Below are 19776 nucleotides of genomic sequence, written 5' to 3'. Positions count from 1 at the left end.
CCCCCCCCCCCCCCCCCCCCCCCCCCCGCCCCCCCCCCCCCCCCCCCCCCCCCCCGCCGGGGTGCTCGAGGCCGGTGGCGATGCACCTAGCGGGTCAGCGGCCGCACGTCCCAGACCCACACGTCCCGGACGCGCTGTCCCGGGCCGAAGCAGGCGTCGAGGACGGTGCGCAGCTCGGCCTCCCTCGGATGCGACGGCAGCACCACCGCGTCGGCCTTCCACCACCGCACGTCGGCCACGGCCTGCTCCCGCTCCGGGCCCGTGACGGTGGGCGGCCGGGTGCCCGCCCCGACGGCGGTGAGCAGGACCGCCGTTGGGCGGGGCGCCACACCCCACCGGCCGGTGTCGTCGGTCGGCGAGGTGGGGCCGAGGAAGTAGCCCTGTGGGACGGCGAACCCGGTCAGGCTCGCCGCACCCCAGTAGATCGAGGTCATGTTGTGCACGGGTACGGGCACCAGGGTCCGGCCCTCGGCGACGTGGTCCCGCCACGCCCCCGAGGTGACGAAGGACGGCACCTCGGTGCGGCCCTTCGCCTCCAGCGGCGTCGGCAGCATCGGCAGCAGCGCCGCCGCCAGCGCCGCGCCCGCCAGCACCCGCAGCGGCCGGCCGACGTGGGCGTCCGACCGCTTCGCCAGGGCCGTCACCCGGTCCAGGCCGAACGCCAGCAGCAGCCCGATGACGACGGTGGTGATCAGCGCGAACCGGGCGATCACCATCGCGTCGATGATCGGCAGTCCGTTGATGAGCGCGAAGGGGGCGGGGATGTCGGTCTTCCGCGCGCCCCAGCTCAGCGTCGAACCCAGGGCGAACAGCCCGGAGGCGACGCCGACCAGGGCGAGCACGCGCACCCCCAGCTCCCGCCGGAGCGCGGCGACCGCGACGGCCACCAGCACCAGGACCGGCCAGCCGTAGAAACTGGCCTCCTCGGTGGTGTTGGCGGAGAGGCCCTTCGCGCTGTTCGGCCCTCCCCCGATGGACTCGGTGGCGTAGGCGACGAACGACCCGAGCTTGAGCGAGTAGACGTCCGGGTTGCCGGGGTGGCCGACGCGGTGCTGCGGGCCGGCGAACTGCATCCACAGCGGGTAGGCGGTGACCACGAGCACGAGCGCGCCGGCGATCCCCAGGGCGGCGAGTGCGGACGGCGCGCGGCGCAGCGCCTCACGCGGCCGGAGCAGCACGTAGGCGATCGTCGCCATCGCGGCACCGAGCGCGACCAGGAAGAGGATCTCCAGGCCGACGTAGAACTGGGCGGCGACCAGCCCGCCCAGGACCAGCCCGTTGCGAACCGCCGCGCCGGGCCGGGCCAGCAGGACGATGCGCCAGACGATGAACGGCACCAGCCACTGGGCGGTGATGTGTGGATGTCCGTTGCTGTGCGCCACCATCGCCGGCGCGAAGGCGCAGAACAGGCCGCCGACGAAGGCCGCCGCCCGGGACCCGACCAGGTGCCGGGACAGCACCCAGTACCAGGCGAACCCGGTGCCGAGGAGGTTCAGGGTGAGCAGCAGCAGGAACGACAGCGAGGGGCCGCCCAGCACCGTGACCGGGGTGAGCAGGATGCCGGTCAGTTGCATGCCCACGTTGGCCACGAGGTTGACGCCCTCGGGGGCGTTCTGCAGCGTGGTGAAGAAGGGGTTCTTCAGGTGCGTCGTCGCGTGCGCGGCATGCGCCAGCATCCACTCGTTGAAGCCCTGGTCGTCGGGCCGGGTGCCGAGCAGGCGGCCGTCCGGGTCGCGCCAGCCCCGCACGGTCAGCATGAGCGCGCCGAGAAGGTAGACCGCCGCCGCGAGCAGGTCGGCCAGCCGCGAGCGGGTCAGCCACGCCGGGCCGGACCACGCGTACCGCCGGGTCGCGGGCGCCGGGGCGGCCGGCGCCTCCGGGACCGCCGCGTCCCCATGACCGGCGGGTGTGCCCGGTTCGGCGAGCCGGCTGGCCGCCGGGTCCGCGCGGGACCCGTCGGGCGTCGATCTGCTGCTCGCCACTTGTTCCGTAGGCCCTGTCGTCACGACCGCGGATCTTAGCCGCGCCCGGCCGACCGCGAGCCGCCCGGCGCGCGGACGGCGGATCGCGACCGGCCACAAGTGGGCCCCTCTGGACGGCGCGCGGCGGGCCCATCCGGACGGTCGCGGGTGAACAGGGCCAAACAGTGCCGTCAGGACGATCCGTGCCATCCCGGCACCGCGACGACGCACCGATGTCGCGCATCGGCGGTTTCGGCGGACCCGGCGTAGATTTGGAACGGCCTGTTGGGCTGAGGCAGAATTCGTCGACATCCAGGGACCGTGCCGGGGCACGCCGGCTGCCCTTCACGAAACCACTCGGAGGAGCCACCCAAGTGAAGGTCATCAGCGTGGTCGGGGCCCGTCCCCAGCTGATCAAGCTCGCACCCATCGCCGCAGCCTTCGCCCGCACGGAGCACGAGCACGTCATCGTGCACACCGGGCAGCACTACGACGCCGACCTCTCCGACGTCTTCTTCTCCGGGCTCGGCATCCCCGACCCGGACGTGCACCTCGGCATCGGCTCGGCGTCGCACGGCGTGCAGACCGGCAAGGCCCTCGCCGCGCTGGACCCGGTGTTCCTGGCCGAGAAGCCCGACTGGGTCCTGGTCTACGGCGACACCAACTCGACCCTCGCGGGCGCCGTCTCCGCGGTCAAGCTGCACCTGCCCGTCGCGCACCTCGAGGCCGGGCTGCGCTCGTTCAACCGGCGGATGCCGGAGGAGCACAACCGGATCCTCACCGACCACGCCGCGGACCTGCTCCTCGCGCCGACGCAGGAGGCCATGCGGCACCTCGCCGCGGAAGGGCTCGCCGACCGGTCGGTTCTCGCCGGCGACGTGATGGTCGACGTCTGCCTCGGCGTACGCGACGCGGTGCTGGCCGGCCGGCACCCGGCCCCCGCGCTGCCCGAGGGCATCAACCCCGGCGAGCCGTACCTGCTGGCCACCGTGCACCGCGCCGAGAACACCGACTCCGCCGAGCGGCTGGCCGCCCTGGTCGACGCGTTGGCCGACCTGCCCGTGCCGGTCGCGCTGCTGGCGCATCCGCGCCTGGTGGCCAAGGCCGAGGAGCACGGCGTCAAGCTCGCCCGGGGCGCGGTGCACGTCGGGCGACCGCTGCCGTACGCCGGCATGGTCGCCGCCGTCATCGGTTCCGCCGGTGTGGTCACCGACTCCGGCGGGCTCCAGAAGGAAGCTCACCTGCTGGCCCGGCCGTGCACCACGCTGCGTCCGGAGACGGAGTGGATCGAGACCCTTGAGGGTGACTGGAACCGACTGGTGCCCGAGCCGGCCGCGCTGAGCCGGGCGGAGTGGATCGACGTGGCCACCCGGCCGGCGCCCACCGCCGACCGTGGCACCCCGTACGGCGACGGTCGGGCCGCCGAGCGCGTCGTCTCCATCCTGGAGTCGAGGTGAACATGCCGGACAACGCGAAGACGGACGCATCTCACCTGCCCGTGCTAGCTTCTCCCTCCGTGTCAGCATCCTCTGGAAACGGACGTTCGTCGTACTCCGCCCGCTCGGGCCGGCGCGACGAGCGGGTCCGGCCCCACCTGATCTACCTCGCCATCGGGTTCCCACCGGCGGCCAAGAGCTGCGCGTACCGGATGCGGGAGACCGCCAACCAGTTCCGTCGGCTCGGCTGGGACGTCACCGTCGTGACGATCGCCGCCGCGTCGTGGGAGCGGGACTCGGGGCTGGACTACACCCTCTCGGAGAACGTCGATCCGGGCATCGAGATCGTGGAGCTCCCGCTCGCCCGGGAGGACCTCGAGACCGACATCCGCAAGTTCAGCGAGGAGCGCGCGCTGCGCCCGGACAAGTGGCTGACCAGGCTGCGCAAGCGGGAGCAGAAGCAGTTCCCGGAGCCGGTCTTCGGCGGCTGGCGCGGCACCCTCGAGCGGGCGGTGCTCGACGTCCACCGCCGGCACCCGGCCGACCTGCTGCTCGCCAGCTGCGTCCCCTACGTCAACCTGGCCGCCGCCTGGAAGCTGTGGGAGGAGTGCGGCGTGCCCTACGCCGTCGACTTCCGCGACGGCTGGTCGATCGACGTGGTCAACGGCGGCGAGGCGTTCACCCCGGACTCCGAGGCGGGCGTCTGGGAACGCAAGATCATGGATCACTGCCTCTCGCTGTGGGTGGTCAACGACCCCATCGCGGAGCACTACCGGGCCCGCTACCCGCACGTCGCCGACCGGGTGCACGTGGTGCGCAACGGCTACGACAAGGACAGCGTTCCGGCCCAGCCGCGCAAGGCCGACCTCGACGCCGGTCTCACCTTCGGCTACCTGGGCACGGTGAACTACTCCCGGCAGCAGTTGAGTGTCGTGCTGAACGCCTGGCGGGCCGCGCGGCAACAGGACCCGTTGCTGCGCAACGCGAAGCTCGACATCCGGGGCCACATCGGCGCCGGGGCGAACCGGGAGGCGAACAGCCTCACCGAGCTGATCCGCGACGCCGAGCAGGACGGCGTGTCCTTCGGCGGGCCGGTGCGCAAGGCGGAGGTGGCCGACACCTACGCCGGTTGGGACGCCCTGGTGCTGATCCTCATCGGCGGTCGCTACGTCACCTCCGGCAAGGTCTACGAGTACATGGCGACCGGCCTGCCGATCGTGTCGGTGCACGAGGTCGACCATGACGCGTCCCGGGTGCTGACCGGGCACCCGCTCTGGAGCGGCGCGTTCGGGCTCGACGAGATGAAGCTCACCAACGCCTTCCGGGAGGCCGCGCGGGCGACCCTCGAGGCCACCGACACCGAACGGGCCGCGGTGCGCGCCCACGCCGACCCCTTCACCCGGGAGGGACTGATGACCAGGGCCGTACGGCAACTGGCCGAGTACGCGCTGAGTGATCCGCACGATCTGCCGGTCAACGGCGCTGCCGTCCATCCGGCGGGCGCAACCCCGACCACCGGTGCGGCCGAGTCCGTCCGGGCGGGCGGTGTGAGCGCATGACCGAGGTGTTGCTGGTCGCGGGCACGCCGCCCCAGCCCGGAATCCTGTCCGGCGCGGTGCGCCGGCTCCGGGAGCAGGGCGCACGCGTCTACCTGGTGGGCGCGCTCAACCCGGACGAACTCCCCGCCGACCTGGGCGTGGACGGCCTGTGCGCGTTGCCCGAGGCGATCGCCAAGACCGCACCCAGCAGGACCGCGCTGCGCGCGGGGCCCGGCGAGCGGGTGTGGGCACGGATCCGCCGTGAGCCGTGGCTGCGGGAGCGGTACCGCAGCGCCGACGTGCTGGTGGCGATGGACGCGCACGCCATCTACACGGTGTGGCGGCTCGCCCAGCGCAACCGCACCGCCGACGCCCGCTACGGGGTGGCGGCCGCGGTGCAGGCCATCGCGGAACGGAAGATGCGTCCCGCGCCGAGCCCGCTGCAACGGCTGACGAACGGGCTTCCGTCGTCCGACGTCGTCCGGCAGGGCGTGAGCCGGCTGGTGCACGCCGCTCCCCACGCGGCGGTGTCGGCCGTCACCGCCCGGCCCCTGATGCGCAGCAAGATCGGCACCCAGCTGTGGCTCAGCGCCGTGCAGGCACCGCGGATGCCCGACTCGCTGCGGGCGAAGGTGGCCCGCCAGGTGGCCGACAGCATGGCGTGGGCGGGCCGTCCCGACGGCGAGGCGCTCATCCTCAACGCCACGGCGCGCAAGCTCAGCCAGCCCGCCGCGCGGGCGCGGATGCTGGCGGACGCCGCCAGCCGGCAACTCAAGGCCGGCATCGCCCCCCGCGACCTCAAGCCCGCGGTGGAGGCGCTGCTCTCCGTCGCCGACCAGCGGCACCGGGTCGACGAGAACGCCGCCGCCGCCAACCTGCTCAACCGGGCCATGACGCTGGCCTTCGACCGGGTGCTGCACATCGACCAGCTCAGCTCGCCGCTGGCGCAGGATCCGGAGGGCTTCATCGCGCCGTTCCGGCGGTCGCTCACGGCGACCACCGTGGCCGCACCCCGCGGGCGGTTGCAGCCGGCGGCGCCGCCGCCCACCGGGCGGCCGTTGCGGCTGCTCATCGCCACCAGCGCCAACGACAACTTCCTGAAGCTGATCCGGGCGCACTACGAGGCGCACCCGGACGTCGAGGTCCGTTTCCTCGACCTCGCGGCGAACGCCGCGCTCAAGAGCGTGACCTGGGCCGCCAAGTCGATGCTCGAGCACCGGCTGTCGGCGGACCAGACGGCCTACGGCGCGAAGGTCGAGGACCGGCTGCGCCCGCACCTCGACTGGGCCGACACCGTGTTCGTCGACTGGTGCGTGGCGCCGGCCGCGCTGTTCACCATGATCGATCCCGGCACCACCCGGATCATCGCGCGGCTGCACAGCTACGAGGCGATCTCCCGCTGGCCGCACATGGTCGACTTCTCGCGCATCGACGACCTCGTCTTCGTCGCGGACCACATCAAGGACCTGACCACCACCCTGGTCCCGCAGTTGCAGGGCGCCGACGCGCCTCGGATGCACGTGCTGGACAACGCGATGGACCTGCGCGGTTTCCAGATCGACAAGGCTCCGGAGGCCCGCTTCCAGCTCGGCATGGTGGGCATCAACCAGGTCGCCAAGGATCCGCGGTGGGCGATCGAGGTGCTCCGGCTCCTGCGCCGGCGGGACGACCGCTACCGGCTGCTCCTGGTCGGCGGGGAAATGAACCCCGACGTGAGCATCGCCACCCGCGAGTACCTGGAGGCGTTCCACCGGGACCTCGCCGAGCTGGAGCCGTCGGGCGCGGTCCGCCGGCTCGGTCCGACCAACGACGTGCCGAAGATGCTCGCCGACATCGGCGTCATCATCAGCTCCTCGGTCCGCGAGGGGTGCCACTGCGGCCTGATGGAGGGGGCGGCGAGCGCCGCCGTCCCGGTCGTACGGGACTGGCCGTTCTTCGCGGGCCGTCCGCACAGCGCCCGCACGCTGTACCCCGAGGGGTGGGTCATCGGCACCCCGGAGGAGGCGGTCGAACGGATCCTCGCCACCACGGCCACCGAGGAGACCTGGCGGGCCACCGGTCGGGCGGCGTCCGAGCACGCCCTGCGGGAATGGGACTGGTCCGTCGTGCAGCACCACTTCGACCGGATGATCCTCGACGGCGGGCAGAGCTAGCCCGACCGGAACGTACGACGAGGCCCCACACCGGATCCGGTGTGGGGCCTCGTCGGTGTCTCGGCTGTCCGCCGTCAGGCGGACCGCGGGGACGGGGTCAGGGCGGACCGGCGGCCGTCCGCTCCGGAATCGGCGGCGGACAGCTCCTGGTCGGGAGCGCCGAGTCGGCTGTCGCGCAGCTCCGCCCACTGCAGCGAGTGCCGGATGCCGTCCTCCAGCGAGAGCCTCGGCTGCCACCCCAGCAGTTCCCGGGCTCGCTCGCTGCGGGTGTACGTGCCGGCCGAGTCGCCCGGCCGCGGGGGCGACAGGCGGGTCTCGATCGGCCGGCCCAGCACGTTGGTGAACGCGGCCAGCAACTCGCGGACCGTGGTGCCGTTGCCCGTGCCCAGGTTGACGACCTCGTAGCCGGCGCGGCCCGGGGCGAGGACGGTGTCGAACCGGCGCAACGCCTCGACGTGCGCCTCGGCGAGGTCCCACACGTGCACGTAGTCCCGGATCCCCGAGCCGTCGCGGGTCGGCCAGTCGGTGCCGGTGACCTGGAACGGCTCCCCGGTCCGCGTCGCCTCGATCATCTTGCCGAGCACGTGCGACGGGCGGGCCAGTTGCAGGCCGGTCCGCATCCGGGGGTCGGCGCCGACCGGGTTGAAGTAGCGCAACGAGATGACCCGCAGCGCGTACGCCCGGGCGCTGTCCTGGAGCACCTGCTCCACCATGGCCTTGCTGTGCGCGTACGGGCTGTTGGCGGCCACCGGGGACGTCTCGTCGACCGCGAAGTCGTCACCGGGCTGGTAGATGGCCGCCGAGGAGCTGAACAGGAACCGGTCGCACCCGTTGGCGACGAGCGCGTCGAGGAACTCGACCGTCTTGCCGACGTTCTCCCGGTAGTAGCGCAGCGGGTGCGCGACCGAGTCCGGCACCACGATCAGCGCGGCGCAGTGGACGGTCGCCTCGATGTCCGGGTGCTCCGCGAAGATGCGGTCGACCAGCTGCCGGTCGGCGATGTCACCCCGGTAGAAGATCCGGTCCCGCACGAACTCGGCCCGGCCCGTGCTGAGATCGTCCAGGATCACGGGTGTGAGGCCCGCGTCCAGGCAGGCGGAGGCGATGGTGCTGCCGATGAAACCGGCGCCCCCGGCGATCAGGACCTTCATGCGTCGACTTTCCCGGTGACGGAGGCGATCGGCACGGTGACGCCGTCGCTGGCGGAACGGAGGACGGCCCCGGCCACCTCGACCGTGCGCAGGCCCTGCCGGAGCGTCACGATGTCGCTCTCCTTGCCCTCGACCGCGTCGCGGAAGCGCTCGTGCTCGACCAGCAGCGGCTCCCGCTTCGGGATCGCGTAGCGCACCATGTCGCCCTCGGCGACGCCCCGGAACGCGCGCAGCGCCTCCCACTCGGTGTCGATGGCGCCGTTGGCGTAGAAGGTGAGGTCGGCGGTGAGGGTGTCGGCGACGAAGCAGCCCCGGTCACCGGTGATGACCGTGGACCGCTCCTTGAGCGGGCTCAGCCAGTTGACCAGGTGGTTGACCATGGTGCCGTCGGCGAGCTGCCCCACCACGGCGACCATGTCCTCGTGCAGCCGGCCGCTGCGCGAGACCGTCCGGGCCGACACCGAGGTGTACTCCTGGCCGGTCACCCAGCTGGTCAGGTCGATGTCGTGGGTGGCCAGGTCCATCACCACGCCGACGTCGGCGATGCGGTGCGGGAAGGGGCCCTGCCGGCGGGTGACGACCTGGTAGACCTCGCCCAGCTCGCCCGCCTCCAAGCGGGTGCGCAGGTTCTGCAGGGCGGGGTTGTACCGCTCGATGTGCCCCACCCCGGCCACCAGGCCGGCGGCCTCGAAGGCCTCCACGAGCCGCAGCGCCGCGTCGACGCTCTGCGCGAGGGGCTTCTCGATCAGGGCGCTGACGCCGTTGGCGGCCAACTCCAGGCCGATCCGCTCGTGCAGCGCGGTCGGGCAGGCCACCACCGCGTAGTCGACGCCGAGGGCGAGCAGGTCGCCGAGCTCGGGCACCACCGGCGCCCGCAGCGTGCCGGTGGTGTCGCCCGCCGGGTCCACGATGCCGACCAGCTCGACGCCGTCCAGTCCGGCGAGCACGCGGGCGTGGTTGCGGCCCATCGCGCCGAGGCCGATCAGGCCGGCGCGCAGCTTGCGTCCGGCGCTCATCGGGCGCCTCCGGCCAGGTTCGCGCCCTCGGCGATGCGCTCCAGCTCGGCCTCGGTCAGCGAGGGGTGGACCGGCAGGGAGACGACCTCGGCGGCGGCGCGCTCGGTCTCCGGCAGCTCCCAGGGGCCGGGCTTGCCGTCCGCGGTGAGGTACGGCTTGAGCCGGTGGATCGGGGTCGGGTAGTAGACCGCGTTGCCGATGCCCAGCTCGGTCAGGCGCTGCTGGGCGGCGTCCCGGTCACCGCGCACCCGCACGGTGTACTGGTGGTAGACGTGGCGGGCGGCGTCGGCCACCGGCGGGGTCACCATCCCGGTGATCTTCGAGTCGAGGAACTTGGCGTTGGCCCGGCGCTGCTCGGTCCACTCGCCGAGCTGGCCCAGCTGGACCCGGCCGATGGCCGCGGCGACGTCGGTCATCCGCATGTTCGCGCCGACGATCTCGTTGGCGTACCGCTGCTCCATGCCCTGGTTGCGCAGCAGCCGCAGGGTGCGGGCGAGCCCGGCGTCGGCGGTGCTGACCATGCCGCCCTCCAGGGCGTGCATGTTCTTGGTGGGGTAGAAGCTGAAGCAGCCGGCGGTGCCGAACGCGCCCACCGGGGTGCCGTGCAGCGCGGCGCCGTGCGCCTGGGCGGCGTCCTCGACGACGGCCAGACCGTGCCGCTCGGCGATCGCCATGATCCGGTCCATCGCGGCGGGGTGGCCGTAGAGGTGCACCGGCATGATCGCCACGGTGCGCGGGGTGACCGCCGCGGCGACCGCCTCCGGGTCGACGCAGAAGCTGCCCGGCTCGATGTCCACGAAGACCGGCTCGGCGCCGACCAGCCGGACGGCGTTCGCGCTGGCCGCGAAGGAGAACGACGGCACGATGACCTCGTCGCCCGGGCCGAAGCCGAGCGCCATGAGGGTGAGCTGCAGGGCGGACGTGCCCGAGTTCACCGCGACGCAGTGCCGCCCGGCGACCAGCTCACCGAACTCCTCCTCGAAGGCCGCGACCTCGGGCCCCTGCACCACCCGGCCGCTGCGCAGCACCCGCACGGCCGCTTCGATCTCGGCTTCCCCGATGATCGGCCGTGCCGGGGGGATGAACTCTGGGTGCGGCCCAGCCATGGGGATTCCTCCTGTGTCGAACGGGCGCGGGGGTCTCGGGGTGCGATACTAGTCCGCTGGGCCACGGGTGGGGCCAGCCGAGGGCGTCGTCGGGCGACGGTCCGACGGGGTTCAGATCAGATCCGCGAGCGGGGCGTCGAGGACCTCGGGCGCTGCGTCGACCTGACCACCGCATGCTACCCGCAGCCCCGCCACGATCGCCGATGCCATCCTGGCGAGCTCGGCGGAGTCGAGCGATCCCCGGGAGATGGCCAGCCGCCAGTAGACGGGCCCGACGATCAGGTCGGCCGCGGCCTGCGGGTGCACGGCGGCCGGCAGCTCGCCCCGACCGACCGCGCGGCCGATGACGATCTCGCCGACCCGGTCCTGGTAGTCGTTGAGCGCCCGCTGGAGGGTCGCGGCGATCTGCGGGTTGCGCGCCGCCTCGGCGAGCAGGTCCGGGATGATCTGCGACGCCAGCGGGTGGCTCAGCGCCCCGGACACCACCAGGAGCAGCAACTCGACGTCGCCGTCCAGGCTGCCGGTGTCCAGCAGGGGGAGCTTGCGACCGGCGACGGCGGACACCATGTCGAGCACCAGGTCGATCTTGGAGCGCCAACGACGGTAGATTGCGGTCTTGCTCACCCCGGCCCGGCGAGCCACCGCCTCGATGGAGAGCCGGCCGTAACCGACCTCGGCCAGCTCCTGCATGACCGCGCGGCGGATGGCCGTGGTGATCTCGCCTCGGAGAACCGCCGCGCCGGCCGGCACCCGTCTCTTATCGGTCTTCACGTGCAACAATGTAGCGCAGCGACGGTACGGTTGCGTCCCGACGTGTTTTCCACTACGGTTCGCGCTGCGACGAGGCGGCGCTCCGCGCACTGGCCACGCTCATCACGTCGTCGCGCGCACCCCGTCGGTACGAAAGATCGGAGCGCCAGATCATGGCCAACACCACGGTGGCCGACCCGGATTCCGGCCTCACCGGGGCCGAGCTCGCACACCGGTACGGGCTCCGGGTCGCCGGGGAGCGACCGTCGCTGTCCGAGTACGCCCGGAAGCTGTGGGCGTACCGGCACTTCATGACAGCGTATTCCCGGGCGAAGGTCGCCTCCTCGTTCAGCAACACGCAGCTCGGCCAGCTCTGGCAGGTACTGACCCCGCTGACCAACGCGGCGGTCTACTACCTGATCTTCGGCGTGATCATGTCCCAGGGCCGGAACGTCCCGAACTTCATCGCGTACCTGTGCACGGGCGTGTTCATCTTCATGTTCACCCAGAGCGCGGTACTCAACGGCACCAGCTCGATCACGTCCAACCTGGGGCTGATCCGGGCGTTGCAGTTCCCCCGGGCCGCGCTGCCGATCACCGCCACGCTCATCCAGCTCCAGCAGCTGCTCATGGCGATGGTGGTGCTGGCCGGCATCGTGCTCGTCACCGGGGAGCCGATCACCCTCAAGTGGCTGATGATCGTGCCCGCCCTGCTCCTCCAGTCGGTCTTCAACGTCGGCCTCACCATGATCATGGCTCGGCTCGGCTCGAAGATCACCGACCTGAAGCAGGTCATGCCGTTCGTGCTGCGCACCTGGATGTACGCCTCCGGGGTGCTCTACAGCGTGACCCTCTTCCGGGACCACCTGCCCGGCTGGGCGGCGACCGCTCTGGAGTGCAACCCCGTCCTCATCTACATCGAGCTGGCCCGGTACTCGCTGCTGGAGTCGGCCCACCCGGAGCACATCACGTCCTCGCCGACGCAGCTCTGGCTGCTCGGCGTCGGCTGGGCGGTGCTGTTCGGGATCGGCGGGTTCATCTACTTCTGGCGCGGAGAAGAGGAGTACGGCCGTGGCTGACCAGATCCAGCCTGCGGGCAGCGCCGTCGCGGAGCAGCGGCGCATCCCGACCGTCGTGGTGGACGACGTGCACGTCATCTACCGGATCCACAAGGGCGCCACCGGTGGTACCAGTCCGGTCGCCGCGCTGAAGCGCATCGCCTCCCGGACCAACGCCCCGAACATCCGCGAGGTGCACGCGGTCAAGGGCGTGAGCTTCACCGCCTACCAGGGCGAGGCGATCGGGCTGATCGGCAGCAACGGCTCCGGCAAGTCCACCCTGCTGCGGGCCATCGCCGGGCTGCTGCCCGTGAACCGGGGCGCCGTCTACACCCTGGGCCAGCCGTCGCTGCTCGGCGTGAACGCCGCGCTGCTCAACGACCTCTCCGGCGAGCGCAACGTGGTGATCGGCTGCCTGGCCATGGGCATGTCCCCGGAGGAGGTCAAGCGCCTCACCCCGGAGATCATCGAGTTCTCCGGCATCAACGAGCGCGGAGACTTCGCCTCGCTGCCGATGCGCACCTACTCCTCCGGCATGGGGGCCCGGCTCCGCTTCGCCATCGCCGCCGCGAAGAAGCACGACGTGCTGCTGATCGACGAGGCGCTGGCCACCGGCGACCGGAAGTTCCGGGCCCGCAGCGAGCAGCGGGTCCGGGAGCTGCGCGCGAGCGCCGGCACCGTCTTCCTCGTCAGCCACTCCATCGGCTCGATCCGCGACACCTGTGAGCGGACGATCTGGCTGGAGGGGGGCGTGCTGAGGATGGACGGGCCCACCGACGAGGTCGTCCGGGCGTACGAGGCACACAAGTAGCATCCCCGGGCGCAGCGCCCGGTGGCAGCCCCACAGCGACGCGCTAGGGTTTTTCCGGTAACCGGTGGCGCCCCGCCATCCGCCGCCCACCCCGCGCCACCCCCGAGAAGCGAGGACCGCCACATGACGCAGGACCACACCGTCGCCCCGGCCACCGCGAAGGCGGGCCCGGCGCCGTGGCGGCCCTCGCGGACGGTGGCGGTGGTGCTGGCCGGCGGCACCGGGACCCGGCTGGGCCTCGGCATCCCGAAGCAGCTGTTGAAGATCGCCGGCAAGCCGATCATCGAGCACACCCTGGCGGTCTTCGAGGCGGCGCCCGAGATCGACGAGATCGTCGTACTGATGGCCACCGGCCACGTCGCCGACGCCCAGCAGATCGTCGACAAGGCCGGCTTCCGGAAGGTCACCAAGGTGATCGAGGGCGGCGACACCCGCAACGCCACCACCCGGATCGCGCTCGACGCCGTCGGCGAGGGCGACTGCAACATCCTCTTCCACGACGCGGTGCGGCCCCTGGTCAGCGGCCGGATCGTCCGGGAGTGCGTGAACGCGCTCTGGACGTACTCGGCGGTCGACGTGGCCATCCCCTCGGCCGACACGATCGTCCAGGTCGACGAGGACGACTGCATCACCGACATCCCGGTGCGCTCCTCGCTGCGCCGGGGCCAGACCCCGCAGGCATTCCGCTCGGGCACCATCCGCGAGGCCTACCGGCTCGCCGAGGGCGACCCGCACTTCGCCGCCACCGACGACTGCGGGGTGGTGCTGCGCTACCTGCCCGGCACGCCGATCAAGGTCATCGACGGCTCCGACGAGAACATCAAGGTCACCCACCCGGTCGACGTGCACCTGGCGGACAAGCTCTTCCAGCTCGCCGCCGCGCAGGCGCCCCGGGTGACCGACGAGCGCAGCTACACCGAGGAGCTGACCGGCCGGACCATCGTGATCTTCGGCGGCAGCTACGGCATCGGCCACGACCTCGCCGAGCTGGCCCGCCGCTACGGCGCGCAGGTCTTCCCGTTCAGCCGCTCCAGCACCGGCACCCACGTCGAGCGCGCCGAGGACGTCGAGGCGGCGCTGAAGACCGCCTTCGAGGCCACCGGCCGGATCGACCACGTGGTGGTCACCGCCGGCATCCTGGAGAAGGGCGCCCTCGCCGAGATGGACCAGGAGACCATGGACCGGGTGCTCCAGGTCAACTTCGTGGGGCCGGTCATCGTCGCCCGCCAGTCGCTGCCCTACCTCCAGCAGACCAAGGGTCAGCTGCTGCTCTACACCTCCAGCTCCTACACCCGGGGCCGGGCCCGCTACGCGCTCTACTCCTCGACCAAGGCGGCCCTGGTCAACCTCACCCAGGCGCTCTCCGACGAGTGGGCGGAGTTCGGCGTACGGGTCAACTGCGTCAACCCCGAGCGCACCGCGACCCCGATGCGCACCAAGGCGTTCGGCGAGGAGCCGGAGCACACCCTGCTCGCCGCCGAGACCGTCGCCCGGTCGTCGCTGGACGTGCTGATCTCGGACCTGACCGGTCAGGTCATCGACGTGCGCCGCGCGCCGGGCGAGGTGCCGACCCAGCCGGGGCCGACACGGGCCGAGCGCGACGCCAGCCTCGCCGACGCCGGCTGACGCGGTTCTCGGGCACGGCGGGAGACGGAGCCGACATGCGTGGTGACCTGGTACGCAAGCTGCTCGCCCGCGCGCTGGCCACCGGCCTGGCGGTGCTGGCGTTCCTCGTCGTCGCGCTGACCGGCGCGACCGGCTGGGGGCTGGGGCTGGCCGTGGCCGCCCTCGCGGCGGTCACCTGGGAGCGGCGGGTGCGGCCGGGCGCCGACAACGCGGCGGAGACCGCGCTGGTCGCGGCGGCGATCCTGGTCGGGTACGCCCGCCGCCTCGACGCCGGGTTCGACCCCGCGCTGGCCACCACCGCACTGGCCCTGCTGGGGCTGGTGCTGCTGGTCAATCCGCTCCGGGACGCCGGCGGCCTGGAGGTGCGCGCCGCGAACCTGCCGGTGCGCACCTGGACGCCGCTGGTCGCCGCCCGCCTCGGCGACGCGCTGGCGGGGCTGCTCGCCCTGCTGGCGCTGGCGGCCGTCGTGGGTCTGCCGGCCGGCGTCGCGCTGGCGGCCGTCGCCGTGGTCGCCGGCGGCGCCGCCGCGGTCGGGCTGGACCTGGCCAGGCGCCGGTTCCGGCCGGGGGCCGGCGGCTCGGCGGTGTCCCGCGCGCTGCGCGGGCACCAGCCCGAGTTCCTGCTCCACTTCTCCGCGCCGCCCGGTTCGGAGTACCAGGTCACCATGTGGCTGCCGTACCTGGAGCGGATCGGCCGGCCGTTCCTGGTGATGGTGCGCGAGCCGGAGTTCCTGCCCGTGGTCGCGGCGGCCACCCGCGCGCCGGTCGTCTACTGCCCCACCACCAAGGCGATGGACGAGGCGCTGGTGCCGAGCCTGCGGGTGGCGTTCTACGTCAACCACGGCGCGAAGAACAGCCACTGCATCCGCTTCACCCAGCTGACCCACGTCCAACTGCACCACGGCGACAGCGACAAGGCCCCCAGCGCCAACCCCGTCTCGGCGATCTTCGACCGGATCTTCGTCGCCGGCCAGGCCGCCATCGACCGGTACGCCCGCGCCGGGGTGGACATCCCGGCGGAGAAGTTCGTCATCGTCGGCCGCCCGCAGGTCGAGGCGATCGAGGTACGCCCGGAACCGGCGCACGGCCGGGGCAACCCGACCGTGCTCTACACGCCGACCTGGACCGGGCACCACGCGGACGCCAACTACTGCTCCCTGCCGGTGGCCGAGACCCTGCTGCGCCGGCTGCTCGACCGGGGCGCGACGGTGATCCTGCGGGCCCACCCGTACACCTCGCAGAACCCGGCCTCCGCCCGGCAGCTGGGCCGGCTCGCCGAGCTGCTGGCGGCGGACCGGGCCCGCAGCGGCCGCCAGCACGTCTTCGGCGCCGCCGCGAGCCGGGAACTGACCCTGACCGAGTGCGTGAACCGCTCGGACGCGCTGATCTCCGACGTGTCCGGGGTGATCTCCGACTACCTCTACTCCGGCAAGCCGTACGCGGTGACCGACATGGGGGACTCCGGCGACCGGTTCTGCGAGCAGTTCCCGCTCGCCGCGTCGGGCTACGTGCTGCGCCGCGACATGTCCAACGTCGACGAGGTGCTGACCGCGCTGCTGGACACCGACCCGCTGGCGTCGGCCCGGTGGGCCACCCGGAGCCGCTACCTGGGCGACTTCCCCGCCGAGTCGTACGCCGAGGCGTTCCTGGAGGCCGCGCGGCGCCAGCTCGACGGGGGCTGGAACCCGCCGGCCCCGCGCGCCGCGGGCGGGACCGGCCTGCCGCTCGACCCGGACGACGCGGCGCTCTCCCCCACCGCCTGACACCCTGCTCGGGCGCCCCTCTCCGGGTCAGGCTCCCGCCGCTGCGGCACGCGACGGTCGTCCGCACCCGGAATCCTCGACGCCGCGCCTCGGGGCGGGGCAGCTGTCAGCGGTACGGGTCGACGAGGGCCAGGACCGCCTCGGGGGCCTCCACGTGGGCGTTGTGGCCGAGACCGGGCAGGGTGGCGACCGGCACGCCCAGCTCCTTGAGCTGGGCGTCGGTGACCATGGGGTCGTGCTCGCCGCGGGCCAGCAGCACCGGCACGTCGGTCGCCGCCAGCAGGGCGGGCAGGTCCGGCGCGCCCACGCCGAACGCGGCCGGGTCCATCGCCAGCCGCCAGCGGCCGTCGACCTGCCGCAGCCCGGCCTCCACGACGGGATGGTCGGGGGCGAAGAGCCCGGTCAGGCCGGCCACCCGCAGGTAGCGGCGGGCCGCCTCGTCCCGGCTCGCGAACCAGGTCACCGGGCGGGCGGCCAGCTCCCCCGCCTTCGCCAGCTCCGCCGGCGACCAGACGGCCTTGATGCCGAGCCCGATCACGGCGTCGACCGGCAGCCCGGCGCTCCGGGCGGCCAGCGCCAGGCCGACCACCCCGCCGAGGGAGTGCCCCAGCACGACGAGCCGGTCCCCCGCCGCGAGCCCCGTGGCGATCCGCGCGGCCAGCCCCGGGAAGGAGTACGCCGGCAGCGGCGGCGACCAGCCGTGGCCGGCGAGGTCCGGCGCCAGCCACCGCCCCGCCCAGCGACGCTCCAGCAGCGGCGCCCAGGGCAGCCACACCTCGCCGGTGGCGCCCATCCCGTGCAGCAGCAGGAGCACCCGCCGGCCGTCCCGGTCACCCGATTCATCGACCATGGGGCGCAGTGTGCCACCACGGGACGCCGCGGGCGAGGGCCCTGACCCGGACACGACAACGGGCGCCGACCCCCGGGACGGGGAGCCGACGCCCGGCGCTGTCGCTCAGGCGGAGTAGCCGCGGGTGGCCGCCCAGTTCGCCAGGGCGATGGTGCTCATCCAGTACGACGCGGTCGCCGGGTTCGCCGAGTCGGCGATCTTCACCAGCCGCCCCTCGTCCTGGTAGCCCACGACGGCGATGTAGTGGCCGCCGGGGAAGGAGTGCCAGCCGCCTTCGGTGTCCGTGGCGCTGCCGGCGACGTTCACCACGACGCCCCGCCCGTCGCCGATGGCCGCGACCACGTCGGCCTGGAGCCGGTCCATCTGGGCCGGGGTGGCGGCGCCGCCCGGGATCATCCGGGTACGGTACGGGTCGCCCTTGACCGTCGCGTTCAACACGCGGGTGGTGTCCTGGGCCGAGTCGGTGCCCATCTGGTCGGTGCCCAGCTGGGCGCCGAGGGCGTCCTGGCTGCGCGCGATGCCGGCGGCGCTGAGGGCGTGCCGGACGGCCGCCGGACCGCAGTTGTAGAAGGTCGTCTGGGCCTGGTAGTCGTAGTCCAGGGTCTTGTCGGCCGGGGGCTTCGGCGGGGCCGGCTTGCGGGTCACGTCCGGGTCCGGGGCGGCGCTGGTGGCGCTGGCCGAGGGGGCGGCGCTGGACGGGGCCGGGGCGACGCTGGACGGGGCGGTCGCGACCCGGGCCTGGCTGCGCGAGGCCGCGGTGTCGTCCCGCAGTTCGGTCGCGGCCACCGGGGCCTGCGCGGCGGCGGGGGCCTCGTCGGTGCCGGCCAGCAGCGCGCCGGAGCCCGACGCCAGCACGAGCGCCGCAGCGGACGCGGCGGCCAGCTGGTACGGACGCTCGGACGTGAGGCGACGCAGCTGTCGCTTGAGGTGGTGCTTCACGGTTTCCTCCACGGGCTCGGGGGTGAGCGGTCGTCGGTCCGCGCCGAGGGCAGGGCGGACCGCCGCGCGGACGGACGTCCGGGCGGGTCGTGGACCACTCAGGGGATGCGCCCGGGATGCCGGGCGACGGACGGTGACCGGTGGGTCAGCTCGTTACCGGCGGACGGACGAGCACAGGCACCGCGGCGCCGTGGAGACGGCGGAACAACCGAGGGGTGGACGGGTGTGGCATGGGGATGGAACTCCTTCCGACACCGCCGACCGGGTTAGCTGACGGATTCGGGCGGGAAGAACGCCCTACCACGGGCCCAAGGCCCACGGATTCACCCCAACAAGCACTGGGTCCCCGGTTCGTCGTTCACGATTAGGCGGGTCGGCGCGGCGTCGCCTCTGGCGATCGGGTACCGCACCGGACGCGCCGACACTACTGGCCGGCCCAGGCCCTGCCAACCCCGTCCCACCTGGTTAAACCTTGATCTAGCGGCAATTTTTGCGGGCACTTCGCCACTGACGCGACTCAATGGGACGACCGTTTCTGAGCGCACCTTAGGGTGACAACGGGACGAGTGGCGGACATCGGCGTCGAAAGCCCGGCGGGAATCGACCGCGCCGCGCCGGTTGACCGGTTCGCCGGCATGGTGACCGGCGTCACCGAAGGATTCCTCGACGTCGCGGGGACGGCGTGCGGTCAGCCCACCCGGGCGGGCCGCCAGCGCGCCGCGGGCACGGGCCGGGGCGCGGCGGACGCCGCCCGCGGCGCGGGGAGCCGGCCCGGGCGGAGCCGGGCCGCCGCGGCGTACGCCTCCACGGCCAGCGCCCGCGCCGCCTCGGCGGCCAGGTCGGCGTCGCGCCACGCGGCCCGTTCCCGTTCGGCGGCGGCGCGGTGGCGAGCGCGCTTCGCGTCGCGTACCGCGCGGGCCAGCACGATCTCCTGCTCGGCCGGGTGCCGCCGGGGATCCCAGCCCGCCCGGCGGGCGAACACGTCGCTGAGTTGACGGGCGGAGAGGTCCCCACGCCAGTGGGCGGCCATCGCGGCGTGGTGCAGCCAGCGCTCCCGGGCGGCGTACTCGGCGGGCGTGCGTGGGGTGTGCGGGGCGGGCAGGAGGGCGGCTGCGGTCAACCGGCGGGCGGCCGTCTCCGCCTCGTCGTACGCCTGCCAGGCCCGGTCGGCCTCCTCCTGCGCGGCGAGCCAGTCGGCCCGTCGCCGCCGGGCGGTCCGGGCGGCCCGGGCCGCCGCGACCGCCACCTCCTCGGCGTAGCGGCGCAGGTCGGCCGCGTCGGCCACCTCCGTCGCGGGATCGTCGGCCGGCGGCGCTACCGGAGCGTCGACGGGACGGGCCCACTCGGGGCGGGCGACCAGCACGGCGAGCACGGTCAGGGCCAGCAGGAGCAGGACCGACCAGATGACGGCGGCCTGCGGCACCTCGATCAGGAACTGGTAGAGGACGGTCTCCATGGTCGGCACCTCACGGACGAGTGCGGCGGCGGGGCGTACGCGCCGCCCCGGGCGACCGGCGTGGTGACGCCATGGGCCGCCGTCGGGCGGTGCGGGGACGAGGGTTCGGTGGGCGCGGGCACGGGCGCCGGCCCGTGCGGGTGATGCGGCTCAGCCGCGCGG

At 73.4% G+C, this 19776-nt stretch carries 15 protein-coding genes and 1 riboswitch; of the genes, 7 read left to right on the top strand and 8 right to left on the bottom strand.

Annotated features, from left to right (window positions below):
• Positions 1-86: 86 nt before the first annotated feature.
• Complete coding sequence (locus ACSNN9_RS22445; protein ID WP_436675238.1) at positions 87-2006, bottom strand: hypothetical protein; 1920 nt, start codon at positions 2004-2006, stop codon at positions 87-89.
• 329 nt (positions 2007-2335) lie between these two features.
• Between ACSNN9_RS22445 and wecB the strand changes: the two genes are divergently transcribed.
• From wecB to ACSNN9_RS22430, 3 genes are read left to right on the top strand one after another with little or no spacing between them, the layout of a single operon-like run.
• A complete protein-coding gene (gene wecB / locus ACSNN9_RS22440) occupies positions 2336-3418 on the top strand; it encodes a non-hydrolyzing UDP-N-acetylglucosamine 2-epimerase (protein ID WP_436675237.1) in 1083 nt (360 codons plus the stop codon).
• 59 nt (positions 3419-3477) lie between these two features.
• Positions 3478-4956: a glycosyltransferase gene (locus ACSNN9_RS22435; RefSeq protein WP_436675236.1), complete on the top strand. Its 1479-nt coding sequence runs from the start codon at positions 3478-3480 to the stop codon at positions 4954-4956.
• Entirely contained in the window at positions 4953-7088 is a 2136-nt protein-coding gene (locus ACSNN9_RS22430) for a glycosyltransferase (protein WP_436675235.1), read from the top strand. The genes ACSNN9_RS22435 and ACSNN9_RS22430 overlap by 4 nt, the downstream gene beginning before the upstream one ends.
• A 74-nt stretch (positions 7089-7162) precedes the next feature.
• Here ACSNN9_RS22430 and galE read toward each other — a convergent pair whose 3' ends face one another.
• The 4 genes from galE to ACSNN9_RS22410 form a co-directional block, all read right to left on the bottom strand.
• Positions 7163-8239, bottom strand: coding sequence for a UDP-glucose 4-epimerase GalE (gene galE, locus ACSNN9_RS22425; protein ID WP_436675234.1), 1077 nt, complete (start codon positions 8237-8239; stop codon positions 7163-7165).
• Complete coding sequence (locus tag ACSNN9_RS22420) at positions 8236-9255, bottom strand: Gfo/Idh/MocA family protein (RefSeq protein WP_436675233.1); 1020 nt, start codon at positions 9253-9255, stop codon at positions 8236-8238. The genes galE and ACSNN9_RS22420 overlap by 4 nt, the downstream gene beginning before the upstream one ends.
• A complete protein-coding gene (locus ACSNN9_RS22415) occupies positions 9252-10361 on the bottom strand; it encodes a DegT/DnrJ/EryC1/StrS family aminotransferase (protein ID WP_436675232.1) in 1110 nt (369 codons plus the stop codon). The genes ACSNN9_RS22420 and ACSNN9_RS22415 overlap by 4 nt, the downstream gene beginning before the upstream one ends.
• 111 nt (positions 10362-10472) lie before the next feature.
• Positions 10473-11132 (bottom strand): TetR/AcrR family transcriptional regulator, encoded by a 660-nt coding sequence (locus ACSNN9_RS22410; protein ID WP_436675231.1) that lies wholly within the window; start codon positions 11130-11132, stop codon positions 10473-10475.
• A 152-nt stretch (positions 11133-11284) separates the two neighbouring features.
• Here ACSNN9_RS22410 and ACSNN9_RS22405 point away from each other — a divergent pair, with 152 nt between their 5' ends.
• From ACSNN9_RS22405 to ACSNN9_RS22390, 4 genes are all read left to right on the top strand, one after another.
• Positions 11285-12190: an ABC transporter permease gene (locus tag ACSNN9_RS22405; protein WP_436675230.1), complete on the top strand. Its 906-nt coding sequence runs from the start codon at positions 11285-11287 to the stop codon at positions 12188-12190.
• Positions 12183-12980, top strand: coding sequence for an ABC transporter ATP-binding protein (locus ACSNN9_RS22400; protein ID WP_357871560.1), 798 nt, complete (start codon positions 12183-12185; stop codon positions 12978-12980). Before ACSNN9_RS22405 ends, ACSNN9_RS22400 begins: the two co-directional genes overlap by 8 nt.
• Positions 12981-13103: 123 nt before the next feature.
• Complete coding sequence (locus ACSNN9_RS22395) at positions 13104-14606, top strand: D-ribitol-5-phosphate cytidylyltransferase (RefSeq protein ID WP_436675229.1); 1503 nt, start codon at positions 13104-13106, stop codon at positions 14604-14606.
• 35 nt (positions 14607-14641) lie between these two features.
• Positions 14642-16369, top strand: a complete 1728-nt coding sequence (locus ACSNN9_RS22390) for a CDP-glycerol glycerophosphotransferase family protein (protein WP_436675228.1) — start codon at positions 14642-14644, stop codon at positions 16367-16369.
• A gap of 106 nt (positions 16370-16475) precedes the next feature.
• Here the strand turns inward: ACSNN9_RS22390 and ACSNN9_RS22385 are convergent, their stop codons facing one another.
• The 3 genes from ACSNN9_RS22385 to ACSNN9_RS22375 form a co-directional block, all read right to left on the bottom strand.
• Positions 16476-17219: an alpha/beta fold hydrolase gene (locus ACSNN9_RS22385; RefSeq protein ID WP_436675227.1), complete on the bottom strand. Its 744-nt coding sequence runs from the start codon at positions 17217-17219 to the stop codon at positions 16476-16478.
• Between the two features lie 105 nt (positions 17220-17324).
• Positions 17325-18170, bottom strand: a complete 846-nt coding sequence (locus ACSNN9_RS22380; protein WP_436675226.1) for a C39 family peptidase — start codon at positions 18168-18170, stop codon at positions 17325-17327.
• A 228-nt stretch (positions 18171-18398) separates the two neighbouring features.
• A riboswitch (cyclic di-AMP (ydaO/yuaA leader) is annotated at positions 18399-18539 on the bottom strand.
• A gap of 307 nt (positions 18540-18846) precedes the next feature.
• The gene (locus ACSNN9_RS22375; protein WP_436675225.1) at positions 18847-19614 is read right to left on the bottom strand and encodes a hypothetical protein; all 768 of its coding nucleotides are present in this window, start codon (positions 19612-19614) and stop codon (positions 18847-18849) included.
• Positions 19615-19776 lie beyond the last annotated feature (162 nt).

The sequence above is a fragment of the Micromonospora sp. URMC 107 genome (assembly GCF_051386315.1).
Taxonomy (GTDB): Bacteria; Actinomycetota; Actinomycetes; order Mycobacteriales; family Micromonosporaceae; genus Micromonospora.
The sequence above is the reverse complement of the archived record's forward strand: the minus strand, read 5'-3'. Positions and strand labels throughout refer to the sequence as shown.

Coding starts and splice junctions, on each gene's coding strand:
- ACSNN9_RS22385 (WP_436675227.1), bottom strand. CDS start 17,219: ATGGTCGATGAATCGGGTGACCGGGACGGCCGGCGGGTGCTCCTGCTG.
- ACSNN9_RS22405 (WP_436675230.1), top strand. CDS start 11,285: ATGGCCAACACCACGGTGGCCGACCCGGATTCCGGCCTCACCGGGGCC.
- ACSNN9_RS22375 (WP_436675225.1), bottom strand. CDS start 19,614: ATGGAGACCGTCCTCTACCAGTTCCTGATCGAGGTGCCGCAGGCCGCC.
- ACSNN9_RS22395 (WP_436675229.1), top strand. CDS start 13,104: ATGACGCAGGACCACACCGTCGCCCCGGCCACCGCGAAGGCGGGCCCG.
- ACSNN9_RS22415 (WP_436675232.1), bottom strand. CDS start 10,361: ATGGCTGGGCCGCACCCAGAGTTCATCCCCCCGGCACGGCCGATCATC.
- ACSNN9_RS22390 (WP_436675228.1), top strand. CDS start 14,642: ATGCGTGGTGACCTGGTACGCAAGCTGCTCGCCCGCGCGCTGGCCACC.
- galE (WP_436675234.1), bottom strand. CDS start 8,239: ATGAAGGTCCTGATCGCCGGGGGCGCCGGTTTCATCGGCAGCACCATC.
- ACSNN9_RS22420 (WP_436675233.1), bottom strand. CDS start 9,255: ATGAGCGCCGGACGCAAGCTGCGCGCCGGCCTGATCGGCCTCGGCGCG.
- ACSNN9_RS22430 (WP_436675235.1), top strand. CDS start 4,953: ATGACCGAGGTGTTGCTGGTCGCGGGCACGCCGCCCCAGCCCGGAATC.